The sequence below is a fragment of the Marinitoga aeolica genome, assembly GCF_029910535.1.
Classification (GTDB): Bacteria; Thermotogota; Thermotogae; order Petrotogales; family Petrotogaceae; genus Marinitoga; species Marinitoga aeolica.
The window spans coordinates 174,543-196,975 of the sequence record NZ_CP069362.1; the positions used below are offsets into that span (position 1 = coordinate 174,543).

19 protein-coding genes are annotated in these 22,433 nt (G+C 27.7%); 12 read left to right on the forward strand and 7 right to left on the reverse strand.

What is annotated here, in order from left to right; genetic code table 11:
* The first annotated feature begins 6 nt into the window (after positions 1-6).
* From JRV97_RS00890 to uvrB, 3 genes are all read left to right on the forward strand, one after another.
* Positions 7-1,179, forward strand: a complete 1,173-nt coding sequence (locus tag JRV97_RS00890; RefSeq protein WP_407081560.1) for an inorganic phosphate transporter — start codon at positions 7-9, stop codon at positions 1,177-1,179.
* Positions 1,180-1,269: 90 nt separating this feature from the next.
* Complete coding sequence (locus JRV97_RS00895; RefSeq protein WP_280999350.1) at positions 1,270-2,490, forward strand: 6-phosphofructokinase; 1,221 nt, start codon at positions 1,270-1,272, stop codon at positions 2,488-2,490.
* Between the two features lie 84 nt (positions 2,491-2,574).
* A complete protein-coding gene (uvrB, locus tag JRV97_RS00900; RefSeq protein ID WP_280999352.1) occupies positions 2,575-4,548 on the forward strand; it encodes an excinuclease ABC subunit UvrB in 1,974 nt (657 codons plus the stop codon).
* 149 nt (positions 4,549-4,697) lie between these two features.
* Here the strand turns inward: uvrB and JRV97_RS00905 are convergent, their stop codons facing one another.
* Positions 4,698-5,330, reverse strand: a complete 633-nt coding sequence (locus JRV97_RS00905; RefSeq protein ID WP_280999354.1) for a LexA family protein — start codon at positions 5,328-5,330, stop codon at positions 4,698-4,700.
* A gap of 176 nt (positions 5,331-5,506) precedes the next feature.
* Between JRV97_RS00905 and JRV97_RS00910 the strand changes: the two genes are divergently transcribed.
* Positions 5,507-5,746 carry a hypothetical protein gene (locus JRV97_RS00910; RefSeq protein WP_280999356.1) on the forward strand — a complete coding sequence of 80 codons (240 nt, stop codon included), beginning with the start codon at positions 5,507-5,509 and terminating at the stop codon, positions 5,744-5,746.
* A 36-nt stretch (positions 5,747-5,782) separates the two neighbouring features.
* Here JRV97_RS00910 and JRV97_RS00915 read toward each other — a convergent pair whose 3' ends face one another.
* From JRV97_RS00915 to JRV97_RS00940, 6 genes are all read right to left on the reverse strand, one after another.
* Complete coding sequence (locus JRV97_RS00915; RefSeq protein ID WP_280999358.1) at positions 5,783-6,361, reverse strand: 2-oxoacid:acceptor oxidoreductase family protein; 579 nt, start codon at positions 6,359-6,361, stop codon at positions 5,783-5,785.
* Positions 6,361-8,247 (reverse strand): thiamine pyrophosphate-dependent enzyme, encoded by a 1,887-nt coding sequence (locus tag JRV97_RS00920; protein ID WP_280999360.1) that lies wholly within the window; start codon positions 8,245-8,247, stop codon positions 6,361-6,363. The genes JRV97_RS00915 and JRV97_RS00920 overlap by 1 nt, the downstream gene beginning before the upstream one ends.
* Before the next feature lie 48 nt (positions 8,248-8,295).
* Complete coding sequence (locus JRV97_RS00925) at positions 8,296-8,796, reverse strand: ferritin family protein (protein ID WP_280999363.1); 501 nt, start codon at positions 8,794-8,796, stop codon at positions 8,296-8,298.
* Positions 8,797-9,168: 372 nt separating this feature from the next.
* Positions 9,169-11,736, reverse strand: coding sequence for an alpha-glucan family phosphorylase (gene glgP, locus JRV97_RS00930; protein WP_280999365.1), 2,568 nt, complete (start codon positions 11,734-11,736; stop codon positions 9,169-9,171).
* 98 nt (positions 11,737-11,834) lie between these two features.
* Positions 11,835-13,172, reverse strand: coding sequence for a 23S rRNA (uracil(1939)-C(5))-methyltransferase RlmD (gene rlmD / locus JRV97_RS00935; RefSeq protein WP_280999367.1), 1,338 nt, complete (start codon positions 13,170-13,172; stop codon positions 11,835-11,837).
* Positions 13,173-13,259: 87 nt separating this feature from the next.
* Positions 13,260-13,727 carry a YybS family protein gene (locus JRV97_RS00940; protein WP_280999369.1) on the reverse strand — a complete coding sequence of 156 codons (468 nt, stop codon included), beginning with the start codon at positions 13,725-13,727 and terminating at the stop codon, positions 13,260-13,262.
* Between the two features lie 50 nt (positions 13,728-13,777).
* On the opposite strand from JRV97_RS00940, the gene JRV97_RS00945 reads away from it, so the two are divergent.
* The 8 genes from JRV97_RS00945 to JRV97_RS00980 are packed head-to-tail and all read left to right on the forward strand — an operon-like array spanning position 13,778 to position 22,415.
* The gene (locus tag JRV97_RS00945; RefSeq protein ID WP_280999371.1) at positions 13,778-14,221 is read left to right on the forward strand and encodes a MarR family winged helix-turn-helix transcriptional regulator; all 444 of its coding nucleotides are present in this window, start codon (positions 13,778-13,780) and stop codon (positions 14,219-14,221) included.
* On the forward strand, positions 14,208-15,896 hold the full coding sequence (locus JRV97_RS00950) for a PEGA domain-containing protein (RefSeq protein ID WP_280999373.1): 1,689 nt from the start codon (positions 14,208-14,210) through the stop codon (positions 15,894-15,896). The genes JRV97_RS00945 and JRV97_RS00950 overlap by 14 nt, the downstream gene beginning before the upstream one ends.
* Before the next feature lie 12 nt (positions 15,897-15,908).
* On the forward strand, positions 15,909-18,239 hold the full coding sequence (locus tag JRV97_RS00955) for a hypothetical protein (protein WP_280999375.1): 2,331 nt from the start codon (positions 15,909-15,911) through the stop codon (positions 18,237-18,239).
* Complete coding sequence (locus tag JRV97_RS00960; protein ID WP_280999377.1) at positions 18,239-19,030, forward strand: patatin-like phospholipase family protein; 792 nt, start codon at positions 18,239-18,241, stop codon at positions 19,028-19,030. The genes JRV97_RS00955 and JRV97_RS00960 overlap by 1 nt, the downstream gene beginning before the upstream one ends.
* Positions 19,017-19,808: a patatin-like phospholipase domain-containing protein gene (locus tag JRV97_RS00965; RefSeq protein WP_280999380.1), complete on the forward strand. Its 792-nt coding sequence runs from the start codon at positions 19,017-19,019 to the stop codon at positions 19,806-19,808. Before JRV97_RS00960 ends, JRV97_RS00965 begins: the two co-directional genes overlap by 14 nt.
* Entirely contained in the window at positions 19,808-20,452 is a 645-nt protein-coding gene (locus JRV97_RS00970; RefSeq protein ID WP_280999382.1) for an LptA/OstA family protein, read from the forward strand. The genes JRV97_RS00965 and JRV97_RS00970 overlap by 1 nt, the downstream gene beginning before the upstream one ends.
* On the forward strand, positions 20,449-21,723 hold the full coding sequence (gene serS, locus JRV97_RS00975) for a serine--tRNA ligase (RefSeq protein WP_280999384.1): 1,275 nt from the start codon (positions 20,449-20,451) through the stop codon (positions 21,721-21,723). Before JRV97_RS00970 ends, serS begins: the two co-directional genes overlap by 4 nt.
* Complete coding sequence (locus tag JRV97_RS00980) at positions 21,723-22,415, forward strand: 16S rRNA (uracil(1498)-N(3))-methyltransferase (protein WP_280999386.1); 693 nt, start codon at positions 21,723-21,725, stop codon at positions 22,413-22,415. Before serS ends, JRV97_RS00980 begins: the two co-directional genes overlap by 1 nt.
* Positions 22,416-22,433: the final 18 nt, after the last annotated feature.

Consider the following 22,433-nt stretch of genomic DNA (forward strand, 5'->3'; position numbering starts at 1 on the left):
TTTGGAATGGCTTTAGCGATTGGAGCTAATGACGTTGCTAATTCTATGGCTACTGCAGTTGGTGCAAAAGCTATAACTCCAAAACAAGCTGTTATTATTGCGGGTGTTCTTGAGTTTGTTGGTGCTACTTTCTTTGGAAAACAGGTTACAGATACTATCAGAAAAGGTATTTTACACTTAGACATATTGGCAGATCCAAAATTAGTTATCTGGGGTTCTATGGCTGCATTGTTAGGAGCAACTATATGGCTTGCAATTGCAACTTATAAATCCTGGCCTGTTTCGACAACTCATTCTATTGTTGGTGGTATGGTTGGATATGGTATTGCAGCCGGTGGTATTGCTGTAGTCAATTGGTCTAAAATCGTTACTATTACATTAAGTTGGTTAATTTCTCCTTTAGTTGGTTTAGTTGTTTCTTTCTTTATGTTCAAAGCTATTTCTGCAACTATTCTTCATAGTAAAAATATAAAGAAAAATTCAAAAATTTGGATTCCTTTCTTTCTTGGTTTAGCTGCATTTATTATAGGTCTTTCATTTATTGTAAAAGCTCTTCATATGCCTATTAACTTTAAAGCTATTATTTATGCTATATTATTTGGTGCTCTAACTTCTTTAATAATCATGATATATATTATTTCAAAATTAAAAAATGTTTCAGATGATCCTTATGTATACGTTGAAGAGATATTTAGAAAATCACAGGTTGTAACTTCTTGTTATGTTGCCTTAGCTCATGGTGCTAATGATGTTGCTAATGCAATAGGACCTGTAGCTGCAATTTATGCTGCAGTTGTAACAGGTACAGTGGGTGCTAAAGCTGAAATACCAAGATATATTCTTGCTTTAGGTGGGTTAGGAATAGCTATTGGTGTCGCAATTTGGGGTAGCAGAGTTATGAAAACAGTTGGTACAGAAATTACCGAATTGAATAACTCAAGAGGCTTTTCTATAGATTTTTCAACCGCTACTACTGTATTATTAGCTTCAAATATGGGAATGCCGATTTCTACAACTCATACTGTTGTTGGTTCTGTTATTGGTAATGGTTTAGCAAGAGGTACTGGTTCTATTAATCTTGGAGTAATTAAAGATATTTTTGTATCATGGTTTTTAACCGTACCAGCTGCTGCTATCGTTTCTTATATCATATTTAAAGTTTTTGCATTATTTATCTAAAATAGTTACATTCTTTAATTAATTGAATTATTAATTTGATAAAATAGTCTTGCAAATTGCAAGACTATTTTATTTTTGGGAGGAGATAATATGAAAAACGCATTATATGCTCAATCAGGCGGAGTTACAAGTGTAATTAATGCTTCTGCTTATGGTGTAATCAAGGCTGCTTTAAACTCAAAAGATATTGATAATATATACGTTGCTATTAATGGAATAAACGGCGTTTTTAACGAACAGCTTGCTGACATGAAAAAAGAAGATCCAGAACAAATAGAATTATTGAAATTTACTCCATCAAGTGCATTTGGCTCCTGTAGAAGAAAATTAAAAACAGAAGAAGATTTCATAAAAATATTTGAAGTGTTTGAAAAATATAATATTCATTACTTTTTTTACAATGGTGGAAATGATTCAATGGACACTGTTAATAAAATTCACAAATATGCTCAAAAAATAGGTTATGATTTAAAAGCTATAGGTGTTCCTAAAACTGTAGACAACGATTTACCAGAAACAGATCATACTCCTGGTTTTGGATCTATTGCAAAATATTTATCTGTTGCAATTTTAGAAGGAACATTGGATGTTAAAAGTATGGCAGCAGATTCAACCAAAGTATTTATTTTAGAAACAATGGGAAGACATGCAGGCTGGGTTGCAGCATCTACCGCATTAGCCAAAAGACATGAAAGTGATGGTCCTCATATCATTTTAATGCCAGAAGTTCCTTTTAACAAAGAAAAATTCTTTGAAAAAATCAAAGATACTATATCCAAATATGGATATTGTTCTATAGCCGCTTCAGAAGGTATAAAATATAAAGATGGTTCATTCGTTTCTGCAAGAGGATATCAAGATAATTTCGGGAATGTTCAACTTGGTGGTATTGGTTCAACTTTAGCAAATATGATAAAAACAGAATTGAATATAAAAACACATTATGCAGTTCCAGATTATTTACAAAGAAGTGGAAGACATATATCAAGTCAAGTTGATGTAAATGAAGCTATTAATGTTGGAGCTATGGCAGTAAAATATGCATTAGAAGGAAAAAGTGGTTTTATGGTTGGCATAGAAAGACTTATGAATTCACCTTATTTGAGTACAACTAAATTAATTCCACTTGATAATGTTGCAAATGAAACAAAATTAATTCCAGAAGAATATATAACAGAAGATGGAATGTTTGTCAATGAAAAATTTATTGAATATGCTTTACCTTTAATTGAAGGAGAATATTATCCACCATATTTAAATGGTATTCCAGTATATGCAAGATTAAAACTCGAAACAATTAATAAAAAATAAAAACAATAAATCCTGGTTGTGATTTAAACAACCGGGATTTATTTTTAAGACAAAGTAAGGTATAATATTTTTGAGGTGAGCATTATGAATAAATTCAAATTGTATTCCAAATACAAACCACAAGGTGATCAACCTGAAGCTATTAAAAAATTAATAGAAGGAATTGAAAAAAACTATAGATTTCAAACACTTCTTGGTGTTACTGGTTCTGGAAAAACATTCACCATGGCTAATGTAATAGAAAAATTAAATAGACCTACTTTGATATTATCCCCAAATAAAATCTTAGCAGTCCAATTATATAGAGAATTTAAAGAATTTTTCCCAGAAAATAAAGTTGAATTTTTTATCAGTTATTATGATTACTACCAACCTGAAGCATATCTTCCAGGAAGGGATATGTATATTGAAAAAGATGCAAGTATAAATGATGTTTTACAAAAAATGCGATTATCAACGTTAAAATCTGTTTTAACAAGAAGAGATGTTATTGTAGTAGCAAGTGTTTCTACTATATATGCTTCAGGTAATCCTGAAGATTTTGCCGGAATAAATTTAAAACTAGAGGTTGGAAAAGAATATAATAGGAGATTTATTTTAGAATCTTTAGCAAAAATGCTATATACCCGTTCAGAAGATAAACATACTGGTGGCGTTTTTAGATTTAAAGGTGATATCTTAGAAATTTTTCCACCTTATGAAGATTTTGGAATTAGAATAGAATTTTTTGATGATGAAGTTGAAAAAATATATTCATTTGATATATTAAATAGAACAAAAATAGAATTTTTTGACAAAATTACCGTGTATCCAGCAAGTGAATTTGTCACAACTGAAGAAAAAATAAAAAAAGCTATTGAATCAATTAGAAATGAATTAGAAATAAGAGTTGAAGAGTTTCAAAAAGCTGGAAAATTATTGGAAGCTCAAAGAATTAAGCAAAGAACTTTAATGGATATGGAATTGTTAGAAACTCTAGGACATTGTAAAGGTATAGAAAATTATTCCAGACACTTTGATAATAGAATGCCTGGTGACCCTCCCTGGACATTATTAGATTATTTTGATAAAGATTTTATAACCTTTATTGATGAATCGCATATTGCACTTCCTCAGTTAAGAGCAATGTGGGCGGGAGATCATTCTAGAAAGAAAAATCTTATAGATTATGGTTTTAGATTACCTTCAGCTTTTGATAATAGACCATTAAAATTTGAAGAATTTTTAGAAAGAGTAAAACAAACTATATTTGTCTCAGCTACTCCTGGTCCATTCGAATTAGAACACTCTGAACAAATAGTTGAACAAATAATTAGGCCAACTGGATTAATTGATCCAGAAGTTGTTGTAAAACCAACAATAGGTCAAGTTGATGATTTTATTGCAGAATTACAAAAAGTAATTAAAAGAAATGAAAGAGCAATTGCTGTGGTGTTAACAAAAAAAGATGCAGAAATGCTTTCAGATCATTTGAATTTATTAGGAATAAAATCTACATATTTACATTCAGAATTAGATGCAATGGAAAGATCAGAAGTAGTAAGAAAATTACGAAGCGGAGATGTCGATGTTGTTATAGGAGTTAATTTATTAAGAGAAGGACTAGACCTTCCGGAAGTATCTTTAGTTGCTATAATGGATTCAGATAGAGAAGGTTTTTTAAGATCAGAAACAACATTAATTCAAACAATAGGTCGTGCAGCGAGAAACATTAATGGTAAAGTAATATTATACGCAGATAAAATTACTGACGCTATGCAAAATGCAATATACGAAACAAATAGAAGAAGAAAATTACAAATGGATTATAATGAAACTCATGGTATTAAACCAAAATCAATTATAAAAGAATTACCTAAAAATATATTTGAGCAATTTATGGAAAAGGTAGAAAAACCAGAATTCATATTCGAAGTAGCAGAAGGTACAACTCCAAATGAGTATATACAATTACTTGAAATGGAAATGTTTAAAGCTGCCTCTGAATTAAGATATGAAGACGCAGCAAAATACAGAGATGAAATTAAAAAAGTAAAGAAAAAATATCGGCTTAAATAAAGAGAACTCGTTGAGTTCTCTTTATTTAAAGTGTATCCTTTTGGTATTAATAGTGCACACTCTAAAAATAATCAATAGGATACCTAAAATATGATACCAATATATATTTTCATTTCTGAAGAAAGAACCCGTTAACCTTTTTCATACAATCACCCATATCTTCTATATAAGCTTACAACTTTACCTACGATTTCCCATTTTAAATCATCTGTTAATATTATTGGATCATATTTCTGATTTAAACTATACAACATTGCAGGACCATCCATAGTTTTTCTATAAACTTTAACTAATGCATCTGCTCCATCATTTATTAATGCTACTACTCTATTACCAGATTCTATATACGCATTTGTATCTACAATAACGTAATCACCTTCTTTTATTTCTGGTTCCATACTATCTCCTACAACTTCAACAGCAAATTCTCCTCTAGAACCTAATGGAATATATATTTCATCGACAGGATAATCAATAGGCTCTGCTACACCTGAAAGACCTGCAGCAACCTTTTCATATACTGGAATTTTTTTCATATTAAAATTATTTTCATTTTCATTTTCAGAATATTTGTCAATTCCCAGTATATAGTCTGCTGGAACATCAAAAAATTTTGATAATTGAATAACAACTTCTGATGATGGTAAATTAAATCCAGCTTCAATCCTATAAACACTATTCCCCGCAATTCCAATAATTGCTCCTAATTTTTCTCTTGAAAGTTTTTTCCTTTTCCTTAACATCTCTATTCTTTTTCCAATAATATTGTTTTCTTTCGCCACAATATCACCTCTCTTTCTATATATATATTATACACTATTTTCTACTATAGTGTAGATTTGTTACTTAAAAGTTACTATTTCTTAATTGATTTTAAGTCTTCTTTGTAGTAACATATAATCAAGATACAATAAGGTAGAATTATCAATATAAAAAAATACTTTAAGGGGGTAATATTATGATTAAAACAAATGAGTTGTTGAAATGGTATGAAGAAAAGAGGCATTATTTCAAAAAATTCCTATTAAATTCTGAAAATAATAAATACTTATTAGAACTAATTGGTTTAGATAACAAAATTACAGAAAAAGAAATAATTAATTTTAATTCAATCGAAGAATTGGAAAAATATATCAAAATTGTTTTTGATAATGAAATAAAACAGATGTTTAAAAACAAACAACCTCTTTCAGCATAGATTAAAAAAGAGCCCGCAAGGGCTCTTAATTTCACATTATCCATTATATACTTTCTCAAATAATTCCAGATTATTTTTTAAAACATCTCCTGTTAATAAATCATTTACAGCTAATAAATAATGTTCTTTTTCTACATTAGGAATTAATTTATTTTTTGCCATAGTTGCTAATACTGCCATATTTTGCATTCTCGCGTCACTTAAATCATTTATATATACTTTTATTAAATCAATATTCCTTCTTTTTGCTTCTTTTTCTACAATCTCGTTTTCTATTTCTTTTGCTTTTCTCAATCTAACATCTAATGGTTGCCATACAGCATCATAATAAATTACTGTAGAACCATTCTTTGAATAATCATTCATTCCTCTTAGTGCTTCATGCCTCTCAAGAGCCACTACTAAATCAGCTTGACCCTTCATTATCAAAGGAGAATTTATATTTTCTCCTATCCTAATATTAGAAGAAACGGTACCTCCTCTTTGAGCTAAACCATGAGTATCAACACCTCTAACATTTAACCCGGCTTTATCTGCTGCACGTATAATCACTTCACTTAATAAACCTATACCTTGACCACCAACACCAATTAAATATATATTAAATGCTTTCATTATTTATCACCTTCTTTAGATACTATTTTAAAAGATAATGCGTTTGTTGGACAAGTTTGAATACATGAACCATCGCCTATACATAAGTCTTCTTGTACCCAAACATCACCTTCAGGAGTAATTTGATATGCAGGACAACCAAAATCACTAATACATACATATTGATGATCACATTTATCTGTTACTTCCACCTTATTATTTCTAAAAGTTCCTTTTCTTCTTTGTTCTCTCGTCAGTTTTAACATACATGGATGTTTTGCAATAATAACCTTTAAACCTTCTTCTTTTTGTGCTTCTAATACATACTCTCTTAGCTTTGTTTGTTGATATGTATCCACTTCTTTAATATATTTAATTCCTAATCCTTCAAGCATCTTTTTAATAGGTATAGCTTCTGTTGGACCATTTATATTTTTTCCTATTGAAGGTAAGTCCTGATGACCTGTCATCGCTGTAGTTCCATTTTCCATAATAATTAATGTTAAATTATGTTTATTAAATATAGCATTTATTATACCAGGAATACCAGCATGGAACAAGGTAGAATCTCCTAAGAAAGCAACAACATTTCTTGTTTTATTAAATAATGATAAACCAGCACCTGTTGAAGTAGAATGTCCCATTGATAATAAAACCTGACCCATATTATATGGCTCTAAATATCCCAAAGTATGACATCCAATATCTGCTACAGTAATATCCGTATCTTTCAATGCATATTTAATAGCATGAAAAGCGGATCTATGACCACAACCAGGACATAATTGTGGAGGTCTTGGATTCAATTTTACTTGTGGAATTTCCATTTTAATATCTGGTAATAAATCTGGCCAGGTTTTTTTCAAAATATCATATACCTTATCAGGTTTATATTCACCTATCCAATCTTCTATATCAACTTTACCAATTATATTTGTATAAATTTTATTTTCATAGGCTAATGTTTTTATATCTTTTTCCATTATGTCATCCAATTCTTCGATGATTTTTATTTCTTCATGATTTTTCAAAAATCCTATTATTTTTTTCTCCGGTAAAGGATTAACTATTCCTATTTTTAATATATCTACTTTTTCATTAGCATATTCTAAAACATCCAATAATGAAAGATAAGGTAATCCGGAAACTATGATTCCTCTTTTTTTGTTCCCATTGTCAATAATTTCATTAAATTTAGAATTATTTGATATTTCCTTAAATTCTTCTAATCTTTTTAAAGCCATTCTTTTCATATCTAATGCTCTTGCAGCAATTGGAATATGAGGAGCGTTTATATGATCAAATTTAGGAGTATAATCATATTCTTCTATTTCTAATTTATCGAAAGTAATTTTCTCTTTTGCATGACATACATGTGTTGTTAAACGTAGTATAACCGGCATGTGTTTTTCTTTAGCTATTTTAGCAGCTTCTTTAAACATTTCATATACTTCTTTTGGAGAATTTGGTTCATACATAGGAATATATGAAAGTTTAGAAAAATGTCTATTATCTTGTTCATTTTGAGATGAATTAGCTCCTGGATCATCTCCTAGAACTATTACCATTCCACCTTGTAAATCAAATAATCCTAATTGAACAAAAGAATCAGCTGCTACATTTAAACCAACACTTTTAAAAAATACAGTGGATAAATGTCCATTCATAGCGGCACCAAAAGCTACTTCAGTAGCTACTTTTTCGTTAACGGAAAATTCAAAATACATTGGATTTTTATCTTTTGGAATACTTCTTATACCTTCAGCGATTTCTGGTGTAGGAGAACCAGGGTATGAAGTTACTACTTTAACACCTGATTCTAACATAGCTCTAACCAAAGCATGATTGCCCATTAATATTTCAGTAATTGGTTCTTTAGAAATTAGTATTTCTCCTAAAGTTTTCACATTATCCCTCCTTGATAATATAATTGGAATGGGAAAAACCCATTCCAATTAATATAATGGTGTGAAGTTCATATTTGTCCAATATTCATCTGATAATCTTTTATAGTATTCATATAATGTATCTCTATGATGTTCTTCCCACTTAGCTAATTTTAAAAATAATTCTTTAGCCTCTTTATCTTCTACACTTTCTGCTGCTTTTAAATAGAATTTCATAAAATCGTCTTCTATCATGTATCCCATTTTTAATACAGTTAAATCCAAAGTCATATTACTTACTGTTCCACCAGTGATTTCTTCTAATTCTCTCTTTTCAAAAATATTCTCTTGAGATTCTTCAAAATCAACTTCTAACGATTCACTATTTTCATATGTTTTTATTAACCTTTTAATATATTCAACGTGACCTTGTTCCATGTTTGCTAAAGTATGAAAAATTGTTTTTAATTCTGGGTTAGATAAACTATCCATTTTAGCTTTATAAAATTCTCTTCCTTCAATTTCTTTTGTTAATGCATAATTTAAAATTCCTATAATACCTTTTTCCATATTTAATCCCCCCTTAGAATTTTATACATTTGTAATTATATCATATTTTTATTAATTTTAAAAATTAAAAACTAAAAAAATGACTGCAGCGTGAAGCTGCAGTTATTTCAGACTGTTGACAAAATAAATATGAAAAAATAATATGAGTGAATCCTTGAAAATTCCCGAAAAAATGTGAATGAAGCCTGACAATTTTGCATGGATGCAAAATTGAGCGAAACCGAACATGGATGTGAGTTTTCGTGACAGGCGAGAATAAACATTTTTGAGGATTAAGGATTTTCACTGGATGAGCAAATATTATTTTGATTATTTTATTTTGTACTTTATCTAAAAATTAAAATAACTGCAGCGCGAAGCTGCAGTTATTTATTATTGTGGATATTTAACAAAACCTATTAAATAATGTTGATATGGCATAATTGGATTGTATGGTACAACTCTCACATTCCATCCATATTGTCCTCTTTCATCTACTTCGAATTCACCTTCATATAAATAAGTATCTTTATTTACTTCTTTTACAAGTTTCATATCAAATGATTTTAAAGAGATTACTTTATTATCTTCTAATTTAGCCAATACAATTTGAGTTAATATAGAATCTGGACCTATACCTGGTAAATATACTTCTGCTTTTACTTCTATTTTTCCTTCTGTTGCATATACAACATCCTCATTTACATTAGACAACACTTTTATTCTAATACTATCCCAATTTCTTTCTAATAACTCTACCCAGCTGGCAAATCTTCTTGCAATTTTAAAATCTTCTTTTATAAACTTTTCACCTAATTCAGCTGCTGTCATATATAATTTTTGTGTATATTCTTTTAACATCCTATGTGTGTTAAAGAATGATGTGACAGATATAATAGATTCTTTCATTATTTTTATCCATTCTCTTGAAACACCTAATTCTTCATTATGGTCATAATATAACGGTACAATTTCTTTTTCTAAAGTATTGTAGATAGACACACTGTCAATTCTATCCTGTAATTCTAAATCTGTATAGTCTCTTTCATCTCCAATAGCCCATCCATTTTTTCCATTGTATCCTTCTACCCACCAACCATCTAAAACACTAAAGTTAGGGGAACCATTCATACCTGCTTTTTGACCACTTGTCCCACTAGCTTCTCTTGGCCTTCTTGGGTTATTTAACCATATGTCAACACCTGAAACCAAATGTCTTGCTACATTCATATCATAATTTTCTATAAATACTATTTTATCTTTAAATTCAGGCATTCTCGATATTTCATAAATTCTTTTAATTAATTCTTGACCTGGCTTATCAGCAGGATGAGCTTTACCAGCAAATATCAATTGAACAGGTCTTTCAGGATTATTTAATATTTTCTTTAACCTATCCAAATCTTTGAATATTAATGTAGCTCTCTTATATGTTGCAAATCTTCTTGCAAACCCTATTGTTAAAGCATTTGGGTTCAAGATTTCTTCAATTTCTTCTAATTGTTCTACAGTTTCACCATGTCTCATTCTCTGCAATTTAGTTCTTTCATGTATAAAGGAAATTAATTTTTTCTTTAGATATTTTCTAACATTCCACAATTCTTCATCTGGAATATTATCAATCTTTTTCCATAAATCAGGATCGTCAATCTTTTCATGCCAATCTCTTCCAAGATAATTAGTAAATAAATCCTGCAATTCTTTTGAAATCCATGTTGTTGCATGAACACCATTTGTAACATGAGTAATAGGTACTTCTACAGCTTCTAATCCTTTCCAGATATCTTTTGCTAAATCCCTTGAAACTTCTCCATGTAATTTACTTACTCCATTTGCTCTAGAAGATAAATTTAAAGCTAACGTTGTCATAGAGAATAATTCCGAACCATCTGGTCTTATTTCTGCACCTAAATCTAAAAATTCCCTTCTAGAAGCCTTTAACTGTGGCCAATAATTTTTAAAATATCTATCCATTAAATGAAATGGAAACGCATCATGTCCAGCAGGAACCGGTGTATGTGTTGTAAATACAGCGCTTGATTTTGCTGCCTGAACCGCTTCTCTAAAAGATAATCCTTTTTCCTGAACAAATTCTCTTATTCTTTCTAATCCTAGAAATGCAGAATGTCCTTCATTCATATGCCATACAGATGGGTTATATCCCATTGCTCTTAATGCTCTAACTCCACCTATACCCAATAATATTTCTTGTCTAATTCTCATTTCTTGATCTCCGCCATATAATTGGTAGGTAATCATTCTATCTTCTGGGTCATTTTGTGGAATATCAGTATCTAAATATATTAAATTAATTCTTCCAACTTGTAATTTCCAGATTTTTGCATAAACCTTTCTATTATCCATTTCTACTGTAACAAACAATTCATTTCCTTCTTCATCTTTTACAGGAATAACAGGGAAATTATCAAAGTCATATGGATTGAATATAGCTTCCTGCCAACCTTCAGAATTTATTCTTTGTTCAAAATATCCCTGTTTATATAATAAACCCACTGCAACTAAAGGAATTCCTAAATCACTTGATGATTTCAAATGATCACCAGCTAAAACACCTAATCCACCAGAATAATTTGGGAATGATTCATGAAGTCCATATTCTGCACAAAAATATGCAAATTCCCCACCCTTATATTCTCTATGAGTTGATTTAAACCATGTGTTTTCTGCTTTCATATATTTATCAAATTTTTCAATAACTTGAGAATACAATGAAACAATAGCTTGATTCTCTGATGCTTCATTTAATTTTTTCTGACTTACTTTTTTTAAAAACAATACAGGGTTTCTATTTACATCAACCCATAAGTCTTCATCTATTCTTTCAAATATCTCTTGTGCATCATAATTCCATGTCCACCAAAGATTCTTACTTAATTCTGGTAACCTGGATAATTTTTCAGGTACCTTAGGTAAAACATTTATCTTTGAAATAAATTCCATGGAAAGTCCTCCCTCCAAAATTTAATATATCCAATACATATTATACCAAAAATTATTGATTTTGTGCAATAATCATAGAAATTTAACTTTAATTAAAATTAATTACTATTATTTGCCTTTAAAAACGCAAAATTTTCAATATGAAAAGTATTAGGAAACATATCAAAAGGCCTTATAAATTCTATATTATAGAATTTACTTAATTTTGATAAATCTCTTGCCAGAGTTGTTGAATCACAAGATAAATAAAAAATATTTTTTGGTTTCAATTGTAAAATTTTGGTTAAAACTTCTTTACCAAGCCCACTTCGAGGTGGATCAACAATCAATAAATCTATTTTTTTATTATAATCTTTTATAAATTCTTCTACATCCGCTTTAATAAATGTAGTATTTTTTATACTATTTATATTTGAATTAGAATGTGCTGCTTTAACAGAAACTCCATTACTTTCTACACCAGTTACATGTTTAAACAATGGAGCTAAATATATTGAAAACAATCCAACACCAGAATATAGATCCAGTAAATTACCAGAAATTTTTTCTTCTTTTACTATTCTTATAAATTCATCTAAAATCTTTTTAGTTACGTTGTAATTATTTTGAAAGAAAGCTGTTGGTGGAATTTGGTATTCAAATCCATCAAACTCTTCTCTTATTACACCTTCTCCTTTTATAGTTTTATATGGACCTCTTAAAACAACAGAATCAGATCCATTCATAACATGAATAATCGAATTCGCTCTTATATTTTGTTTTATTAATTCTTTAAATTTTTTATAATTGCTAATATATTCTGTTTTAGTAATAAATATACTCATTATTTCATTCTTAGAAAATGATTTTCTAAGAACCAGATGTTTAAATTCTCCTCTTCTAGATTTTGGATTATAAATTTTTAAATTCAATGCTTCAAATATCTTTTTAGTTTCATGAATAATCTTATTAAATTCTTTTGGAGCAATTAAACATTTTTTTATATCTATAATTTCATTACTATTTCTCTTTTTAAGACCTATTTTTATCTCACCTTTATCATAAGAAAAAGCAAATTCCATTTTACTCCTATAGTGGTTTATTTCATTAGAACCTACTGCATCTAAAACAAGAGAATCGTCTAATTTACCTATTCTTCTTATTTGTTCTTTAACAATGTTTGTCTTTATTTTTAGTTGCTCATTATAATCAAGATCCAATAACTGACAACCTCCACATTCTTGAAAATGTGGGCAGGTTGTTCTATTTCTATATGGAGATTTTTCTAAATATTCTACTACTTCTGCAAAATACACATCTTTTTTATTTCCTTTTACTTTTATTTTTACAAATTCCCCTGGATAAGCATGTTCAATCATATATATCTTATTATCATACCTCGCAAAACCATATCCTCCGTTTACAATTTTCTCCACAACAACATCTATAGTTTCCATTTTAATCACCTCTTAAATTATTCTATTTTCATTATATCATATATTTCATTTTTTGCCGTTTTTCTGATAAAATATAGTATATGGAAATTAAAAACCTTTAGCTTTTAATCCCTTCATTATTAAGTCAGATATCTTTATATAATAAAATTTTATTACAACAAATGTTGATGCCCCAATCAAAGGCCACAAATATTCAAACATTTTTATATTAAAAAAAGATTTATACATAAAATAGGATGATGCCACTGGTACGAGAAAAAATATAATGTGGGGTATTTTATTTTTTTTATTATATACAATACTCAATACTGGTGGTAGTAAATAAGTTGAAAAAAATATCAACCCAAACATATCATTTAAAATCAAAATCAAAAAACCTGATGTTAATGCTGAAATTACAAAATATTTCATATCCGTAAGCTTATATACAAGTATTAAAGGAATTAAACTAAAAAAGGATATAAGTATTCCAAAAACAGGAATAAACATTTGAGATGTAAATAGTAATACCGTAATAACGCTTAGCATAGCAGAAAAAGTTATATTTTTTACCAACTTAATTACCTCACTTTCAAAAATAAAAATATTTAGATAGGAGGAACATCATGGAAAAAAACAGATTAGAAAATTTTGAAAAAATTTTAAGGGATATATGTTTTAAAATTAAGGTTGAAGGTAGGAAAATTATTAAAAACAGCGAAATTTCTCCCGCACAATTTGATTTACTTCAAATTATATATTTTAGAGGTCCTAAAAGAGTTACTGATATTAGTATTGCTTTAGGAATTACCAAAAGTACTACAACTGGTTTAATAAATAGATTAGAGAATTCAGGTTATCTTAAAAAAACAAAGGATGAAAAAGATAAAAGAGTTACCACAATTCAAATTACACAAAAAGGTGAAAACGTCATAAAAGAAGTTATTAAAGCTCGTGTTGAATTTATGAATAAAGTATTATCTCAAATTGAAAATCCAGAAAATTTAATGCGTCAATTAGAGCACCTGGATTATACTATAAATGAGGTGAGGAATAATGAAAAAGAATAATATTATATTACTTATATTCTTAACATTCACCATTTTATCTTTTTCATTTCAATTAACCATTAATGCTCCAAAAGGTTCATTAGTATATGTTGATAATCAATACACATTAACCATGAAAAATAACAAGGAAATCATTTCCTTAAATAAAGGAACATATAATATTTTGGTATCAAAATATGGTTATAAAGACTTTAAAATATCCATTTTAATGGATTCAGACAAAGAAATAACAGCAGAATTAATTCCTCTGGCTTCTATAATTTTTCATTCAAATTTAAATTCTTTTTATGTTATATTTGACAATAATAAATTGTTGATACAAAATGGCGAAATTTTAAAAATCCCTGTAAACATAAACAAAATTATTCTTTCTTCAAAAAACTATAAATCTCAGGAAATAGAATTAAAATTAAAACCTTTTGAAACAAAAAATATTAATGTTAATTTTATTCCCAATGGGATGGTAACTATAGAATCTACACCAACTGCTAAATTATATATAAATAATGTTTTTATTGGAGAAACCCCATATTCTACCGTTTTATCTTTAAATAAAAAATATAATTTAAAGTTAGAAAAAGATGGATATTTAACTCTTGAAAAAAGTATATCTTTAAAAAACGATGAACCAATTAATCTTAAATATGAATTAAAAAAAGGAATTCAGTTGTATATTGATTCTTCACCACAAAACGCATTAGTTACAATTAATGGCAAAAGAATGGGGTATACTCCTCATACATTTACAGTGCCTTCAGGAAATCTAAAGATTATTTTATCAAAAATTGGTTACATATCAAAAGAATTAACAATAAACTTAGATAAATCTCTTTCAAAAAAACAACTATTCTTTGAATTATATGAAAACAATAGAATTATAAAATTTCAAAATGTTAATGATCTAGCTTTTTATTTAGATGGAAAATATATTGGAGAAAATGTTGAATATTTAGAGCTAGATGGAATGCCACATATAATAGAAATCACATCTGAAAAAGATGATAACATATTTTTTAGATACATAATAAATAAAGATTCTCCAAAAGAAATTATTTTAAATCCAAAATTATCAACTTCAGTTGAAGTTTTATCTCAGGAAAAAATATTAACGTATATTGGGGATAAATATGCATTCACACCTTCAACAATTTTAATAAATACAATGCAGAATACTAAAAATATTGATATTTATTATTTAAATTCAAAAAAATCAACTATTTTAAGAAAAAACAGATCACAAACAGTGTTCCTAACAAATAATGAAAATGTTGGCGCTGTTTCATTATTTACATCATCATCCTATGCTTTAATCTATATCGATGGAAAATATATAAATAAAGGATATGTTTTAGGATATGTTTTGGATTCTGGATCACATAACGTCACATTTAAATTTCCAGACGGAAAAATGTACAATATCAATGTTAATATAAACAATTATGAACATAGAGTTATATTTTTCTCAAAAGCAAATCTTGTACCGGTAAAAATTATTAAAACAAAGTCTTTTGATGTTTATGTGGATGATGTTAAATATTCATCATCTGAACTTGATTTAAGATTAGAATATGGAGTACATAAAATTGCAATATATAAAGGCCAGAAAAAGATTGCTGAAAGATTTATATATTTAACAGATGAGGGAAAATACATCAATCTTGATAATTGGTATTAAGGGGGCAAAAAAATGAAAAGAGTTATTCTTTCAATTATATTATTACTATTTATATTATCTGTATTTGGAGAAATTGCAGATGTAAAACCAGCATCTCCTGTTTATCCACATGTGTATAAGGTTGTCAATGCCGGCATAATGGAAACTGATACACAAGGAAAATTTAATGGTGCAATATCTATTTCAAGATATGATCTTGCCATTTTTGGCTCAAAATTTCTTGATTATCTAGATGAAAATTATAAAAAAGAATTAACTACTTTAGATGCATCACTCACAAAATTAGAAACTGAAAAATTGCCTACAAGAGTATATACTCTTGAAAATTTTATTTTTTCACTTGACGCCGATTATAAAAACACCAAAAATACCGTTATGGATTTATCCACCAGAGTTAAAAATTTAGAAAATGCCATAACCATAGATTCTACTGATTCAAACAATCCTATTTTTAAAGCGATAGCTCAAAATGCTTATATGGTTGCCGAAAAAAAATCTGTTGAAAAAATAAATGAATTATATGAAACCACATTAGCTTCTATGGTTTTATTTAGCAATAGAATGAATGACTTTGAAAAGGCTGTAGAAGGTGTATTGGAACAATTTTCAAAAACAAAAGAATATATGACAAACACCCTTGATGATTATTTAAAAAGAGAACAAAACAATTATAAATCATATATAGATGATCTATTTACAAAAGAAAAAGAAGGATTAAAATTATTTATCACCAATGAAGTTTCAGCACAAATGCGTTGGAAAGATAGCAGTGAAAATGCAACAATTACTCAATTGATGAATGAAATTAATAATTTAAAAAATGAAATTTCTTCATCAAATGACTATATTGACAACATAATTCAGCAGAAATTTGATTTTCAGGTTAAACCTTTAATTAATTTAACCTCTAAAATTCCAGAATTAGACAATCAGATTAAAGAATTAAATGATAAAGTATTACAATTAGAAACTTCAAGAGTAAAAATAACAGACTATTCAACGATATCAAATGATACATTATTATATAAAAAACTACAAGAAATTGAAAATAAAACCAATGATATACCAACATTAAAAACAAAGGTTGAAGAATTGGAAAAAGTTATAAATTCATATAATGGAATATTATCTGATGCATCTAATAGAATAAATAATTTAGAAAGTAAAGTCATAGATTTAGAAAAAACCATAAGCGATATAAAAGTTACAGCTAATACTCAACTTCCTCAAGAATTACTTGATAGATTATCAAACATTGAAAAAAGATTAGATAACATGAAAACTTTAGAAAGTGCTGCTAATGAAATAAATACATTTAATAAAAAATTACAAGAATTTGATCAAAGAATCGGTTTATTAGAAGGAGCTGCTTTTGATAAAGAAAATGAAAGCATATCTAATCTATTTACTAAATTGGATCAAATTGAATCAAGAATTAACACTAATGATTATGCTGTTTCAAACTTAACTGCCCAAGTTTTAAACATGGCAAAAGATTTAGAAGACTTTAGAAACGCAGTAAAAGAGAGCGGATTAAAAAATATCGGAGAATTACTAACAAATGTAAACTCTGTATTACCTAAAATTAGTAATTTAGAACAAATGAGCACAAAAAATTATCAGGAGATACAGAAAATCAATGACCAACTGAAAGCAATAGATGAATTAAAAGCTAAAGATGATGAGTTAACTAAAAAGATTAGAGATATGAATAAACTAGTTCAAGATTTAGCTTTGCAACCTCCAACAGAAAAATTACAAAATGATGTTATCAATAATACTAAGACCTTATTTGAATTGAAAAGCGAATTTGACAAAAAAGTATTACAATTAAACACATTTGAAAATAGACTAAAATCATTAGAAAACTCTATATACAATTTAGAGAACCTTCCTTCTAACAATAAAGATGTTCTAACAGAAATAATAAGTGAAATGGTATCTCAATCAATCATGAAAAAATCAGATGATATTAAAAATTACGTATATATGCAAATAAAAGATGATTTAATAAAAGAAAATATGAAATCTTTAGAATCTATCATCACTAGATTAAACAATGTAGAACAAAAAGTAGAAAATATTTCTGATACTTCTTATTTAGATGAGAAAGTAATAAACTTAGAAAAAGAAGTTACAGAATTGAAATCACAAAATAATAAACTTACATCAGAAATCCTGGAAATGAAAAAAGAGTCAACAGATACAAATTCTCTAAAAAATAAAGTAGAAAACTTAGAAAACAGAATTAATAATCAAAATATATTAAATAATATACTATACAGTTTAGTTGGTGGAATTGTTGGAGGAATTGCAGTTTATGTTATAATGGGAGGAATGTGATGAATTATGGAATCGCTTTAGGTAGCGGCGGTATTCGAGGAATGGCACATATTGCTTTATTGGAATATTTAGAAAATAAATATGAAAAAAAACCTATATCTATAAGTGGTTGTAGCGCCGGTTCTTTAATTGGCGCATTATATGCTTTAGAACCAGATAGTAAAATAGTTATGAGAAAGCTTAGTTACATTATCAATCATTCTACAAAAGAAATAACCCACATAAAGAAAAGCCTTGAAAATAAAATTGCAGGATTCGCAAAATTATTATCTTCTCCTGGAATTTTAAATAACGATTTATTATTTAGTCTATTAAAATCTCTTTTCTACAAAAAAAGATTTTCTGATTGTAAAATACCCTTTGGTGCCGTAGCGTTGGATATTGAATCCGAAACAATTGAAGAAATTACCGAAGGCTATATTTTAGATGCTGTAATGGCATCATCAAATGTACCGGCTGCATTTACGCCTAAATTAATGGGTGGAATGACATTAATTGATGGTGGAACGCTTGAAGAAGTTCCTGTTGAACTTTGCAGAAAATTAGGAGCAGAATATGTTATTGCATCACATATCCCTCAAAAAAATGAAAAATTTAATGATGGTTTAGAATACATTAATTTTATTTCTTCTTTAAGTGCTAATTTAATAACAACTAATCATTTGAAAAATGCTGATGAAACATATATATTTGATTCTATATATCAATGGTATGAATTTGATAAATATAAAGAAATTTATCTTGAAGCAAAATTGAAACTCGAAAGAAGTGATAAAAATGAAAGAAATTAAAATTGCCTCTGGAGATTTCAAATATGGTATATACTGGAATTCTGGTGTTATAGCTGAATTTATTAACTATAACATACCTATTTTTTTAAGAGTATCTGGTATTAGTTCATTATTAATATTTTTTATCTCAAAATATAAAAGCAATTTTTTTGGAAAAATGATTGAATTCATAAAAAACTCTAAAATATTAAACAGATACTTTTTTAAAGACAAAATATATGAAAATTTATACAATCAAGCTATTACATTGTGGAAATTGAATAGAAAAAAACAATTTGAATTTGAATCACATAAAGAATTGGAAAAAGAATTAAAAAATTACTTTGGCAACCTTAAAATAAAAGATTTAGGTAATTTTTTTGAAATTGAAAGTTATGATATTTCAAAAAATGAAATTTATAACTTTAGTCCCGATGAATATTATATAGATGCTTTACTAGCTTCTTTTTCATCACCTCCATTTTTTAAATATTTTGAATATAAAGAAAAATGGTTGGTACCAACAGCAGAAATCTCATTATGTCCACTAAAATTAGATGACATAGATGTTATTACTTCTTTAGAATGTTCTTTAAAATTGCCAACGCCAAAGAATGGAGCAGAAATATTACTTTATTCATTTTTTTTGAGAAAAAAGAAATTATTTGATATAATTACTAAAGAAAAAGATATTTTAACCCCTTTAAAATTAACTTCACTCTCTTTAAGTGGGGCATCATACAATAATGCAAAAAAAATGGCTCAATTATGGATAAATAAAAATCTGGAGGTATTATAATGAAAAAGGTATTTTTATTTTTATTTGTAATTCTTATTACTATTTCTTTTTCATCAACTATTCATGTTAGTGCCAATTCTGTTAAAGGTGGAGATGATTTCTACGTATTAAAAAATAACGTCCAGGTAATAAAAGACACTTTAGAAGTTTTAACAGATTTAGCAACAGTTACACTTGTAAATGAAGAATGGAGAGATTTAGAATCTGAAGGCAATATAAAAATTAAAACTGATACAATGGAAGCTACATCATTATTTTTAAGTTATGATTTAAAGAAAGATATAGGCGAATTAAAAGACAATGTCGAAACAAAAATCACATTAAAAGAAGAAAATAAAGACATTTTTATATATTGTGATATCATTGAATTTGACAATAAAAATAAAACTTATTCTGGTAAGATGGTAGATGAAAATTCACTGGTAAAAATTATTAAAGATGATTATTTAATTTTTGCAAAGTCTTTTGAATATGATGAAAATACAAAACTTTTAACATTAAAAGACAATGTAAATATTAAGAACGATAAGAAAAAAATTGATATGAAAACTTCTCAAGCAACATTTAAAACCGATAAAAACGAAATTTCTGCACAAAGGGTAAAATTAACTCTTGAAATAAAGGATAAGGAGGAAAACAAATGATAGATATTAAGTTAATTAGAAAAAATCCTGAGGTTGTTATTGATGCATTAATAAAAAGAAACCACGAAACCGATTTAATAAATCAAATTAAAGAATTAGATGAAGAAAAAAGAAATATTCAAAAAGAGGTCGAAATATTAAGGGCTCAAAGAAATTCCTTTTCAAAACAAATTGCTAAACTAAAATCAGCTGGAAATACTGAAGAATTAAAGAATATAATGGAAGAATCAAAAGAAGTGGGTACTAAAATAAAAGAATTAGAATTAAAAATGAGAGAAATTGAAGATAAAATTCATATAAAATTATTATATATTCCTAATATTCCAGATGAAACTGTACCTATAGGAAAATCAGAAGATGATAATGTTGAAATAAGAAAATGGGGAAAACCAAAAGAATTTGATTTTGAACCTAAAGCTCATTGGGATTTAGGCCCTGAATTAGGAATGTTAGACTTTGAAAGAGCTTCTAAAATAAGTGGTTCAAGATTCTCTATTTTAAAATCACAATTAGCTAAAATGGAAAGAGCTTTAATAAATTTCATGCTTGATGTTCACACAAAAGAACATGGATATATGGAAATTGTTCCTCCACATTTGGTAAAAAGAGAAACAATGCTTGGCACAGGGCAATTACCAAAATTCGAAGAAGAAGCATACAATACAAAAGATGACGATTTATTTTTAATTCCAACTGCAGAAGTCACATTAGCAGGAATGCATCAAAATGAAGTTTTAAGTTTTAAAGATTTACCTTTAAAATATGTTGCATACACACCATGTTATAGAAGAGAAGCTGGAAGTTATGGAAAAGATGTGCGTGGAATGATCAGACAACATCAATTTGACAAAGTTGAATTATTCTGGTATACAACACCTGATGAATCAGAAAAAGCTTTAGAAGAATTAACATCACATGCAGAAAGAATTTTACAGCTATTAGAATTACCATATAGAGTTATAACCTTATGTACTGGCGATCTTGGTTTTGGTGCTGCTAAAACTTATGATCTTGAAGTATGGTTACCAAGTTATAATGCATATAAAGAAATCTCTTCATGTAGTAATGTAAAAGATTTCCAGGCACGAAGAGGAAATACAAGATATAGAACAAGAGAAAACAAAATGGAATATGTGCACACTTTAAATGGTTCAGGATTAGCAATTGGGAGAACATTAGTGGCTATAATGGAAAATTATCAAATGCCTGATGGAAAGATTAAAGTACCAGAGGTATTAGTTCCATATATGGGTATGGAGGTTATTGGTTAATGCCCAATGCTTTTTATGGTATTGTAGAAAAAGAAAAAATATTACTGGATAAAAATGAAACTGCTCATTTGAAAATTGTGAGATTACAGGAAAATAGTGAAATAAAAGTTTTTGATGGAAAAGGATATATATATCATTGTAAAATAGAAAAAATTAAAAAAAATGAGACAATATGTCAAATAATCAAAAAAAATGAATATAAAAAAATATACAAACCACAAATAGACTTTTATATTGGTGCTAGTAAATTTGATAGGATGAAAATATTAATAGAAAAGTTAGTAGAATTAAGAGTAAATAATATATATATATTCCATGGCCAAAAATCACAATTAAAATTCAAATCACTGGAAAAATTTCAAAAAACAATTATAGAAAGCTCAAAACAATCAGAAAATCCCGTTTTTCCTGAGATACAATTTTTCAAATTTGAAGATTTTAAGCTAATAGAAAATCCTATTCTCCTGGATTTAACAACAAAAGCAACATTAAAAGAAACATTAGAAAAAATTCATACACCAAACAAAATTTCTATAATCATAGGCCCTGACATGGGTTTTTCTAAAGAAGAATTAGAAAATCTACCTGATAATGTATTTAGAACAAATTTAGGAAATACCATTATGAGATTTGAAACAGCTGGGATATATACAATGAGTATTTTAAATTATTATTATAATAGGTTATATTAAGAACTTTTCCCTTTTTTT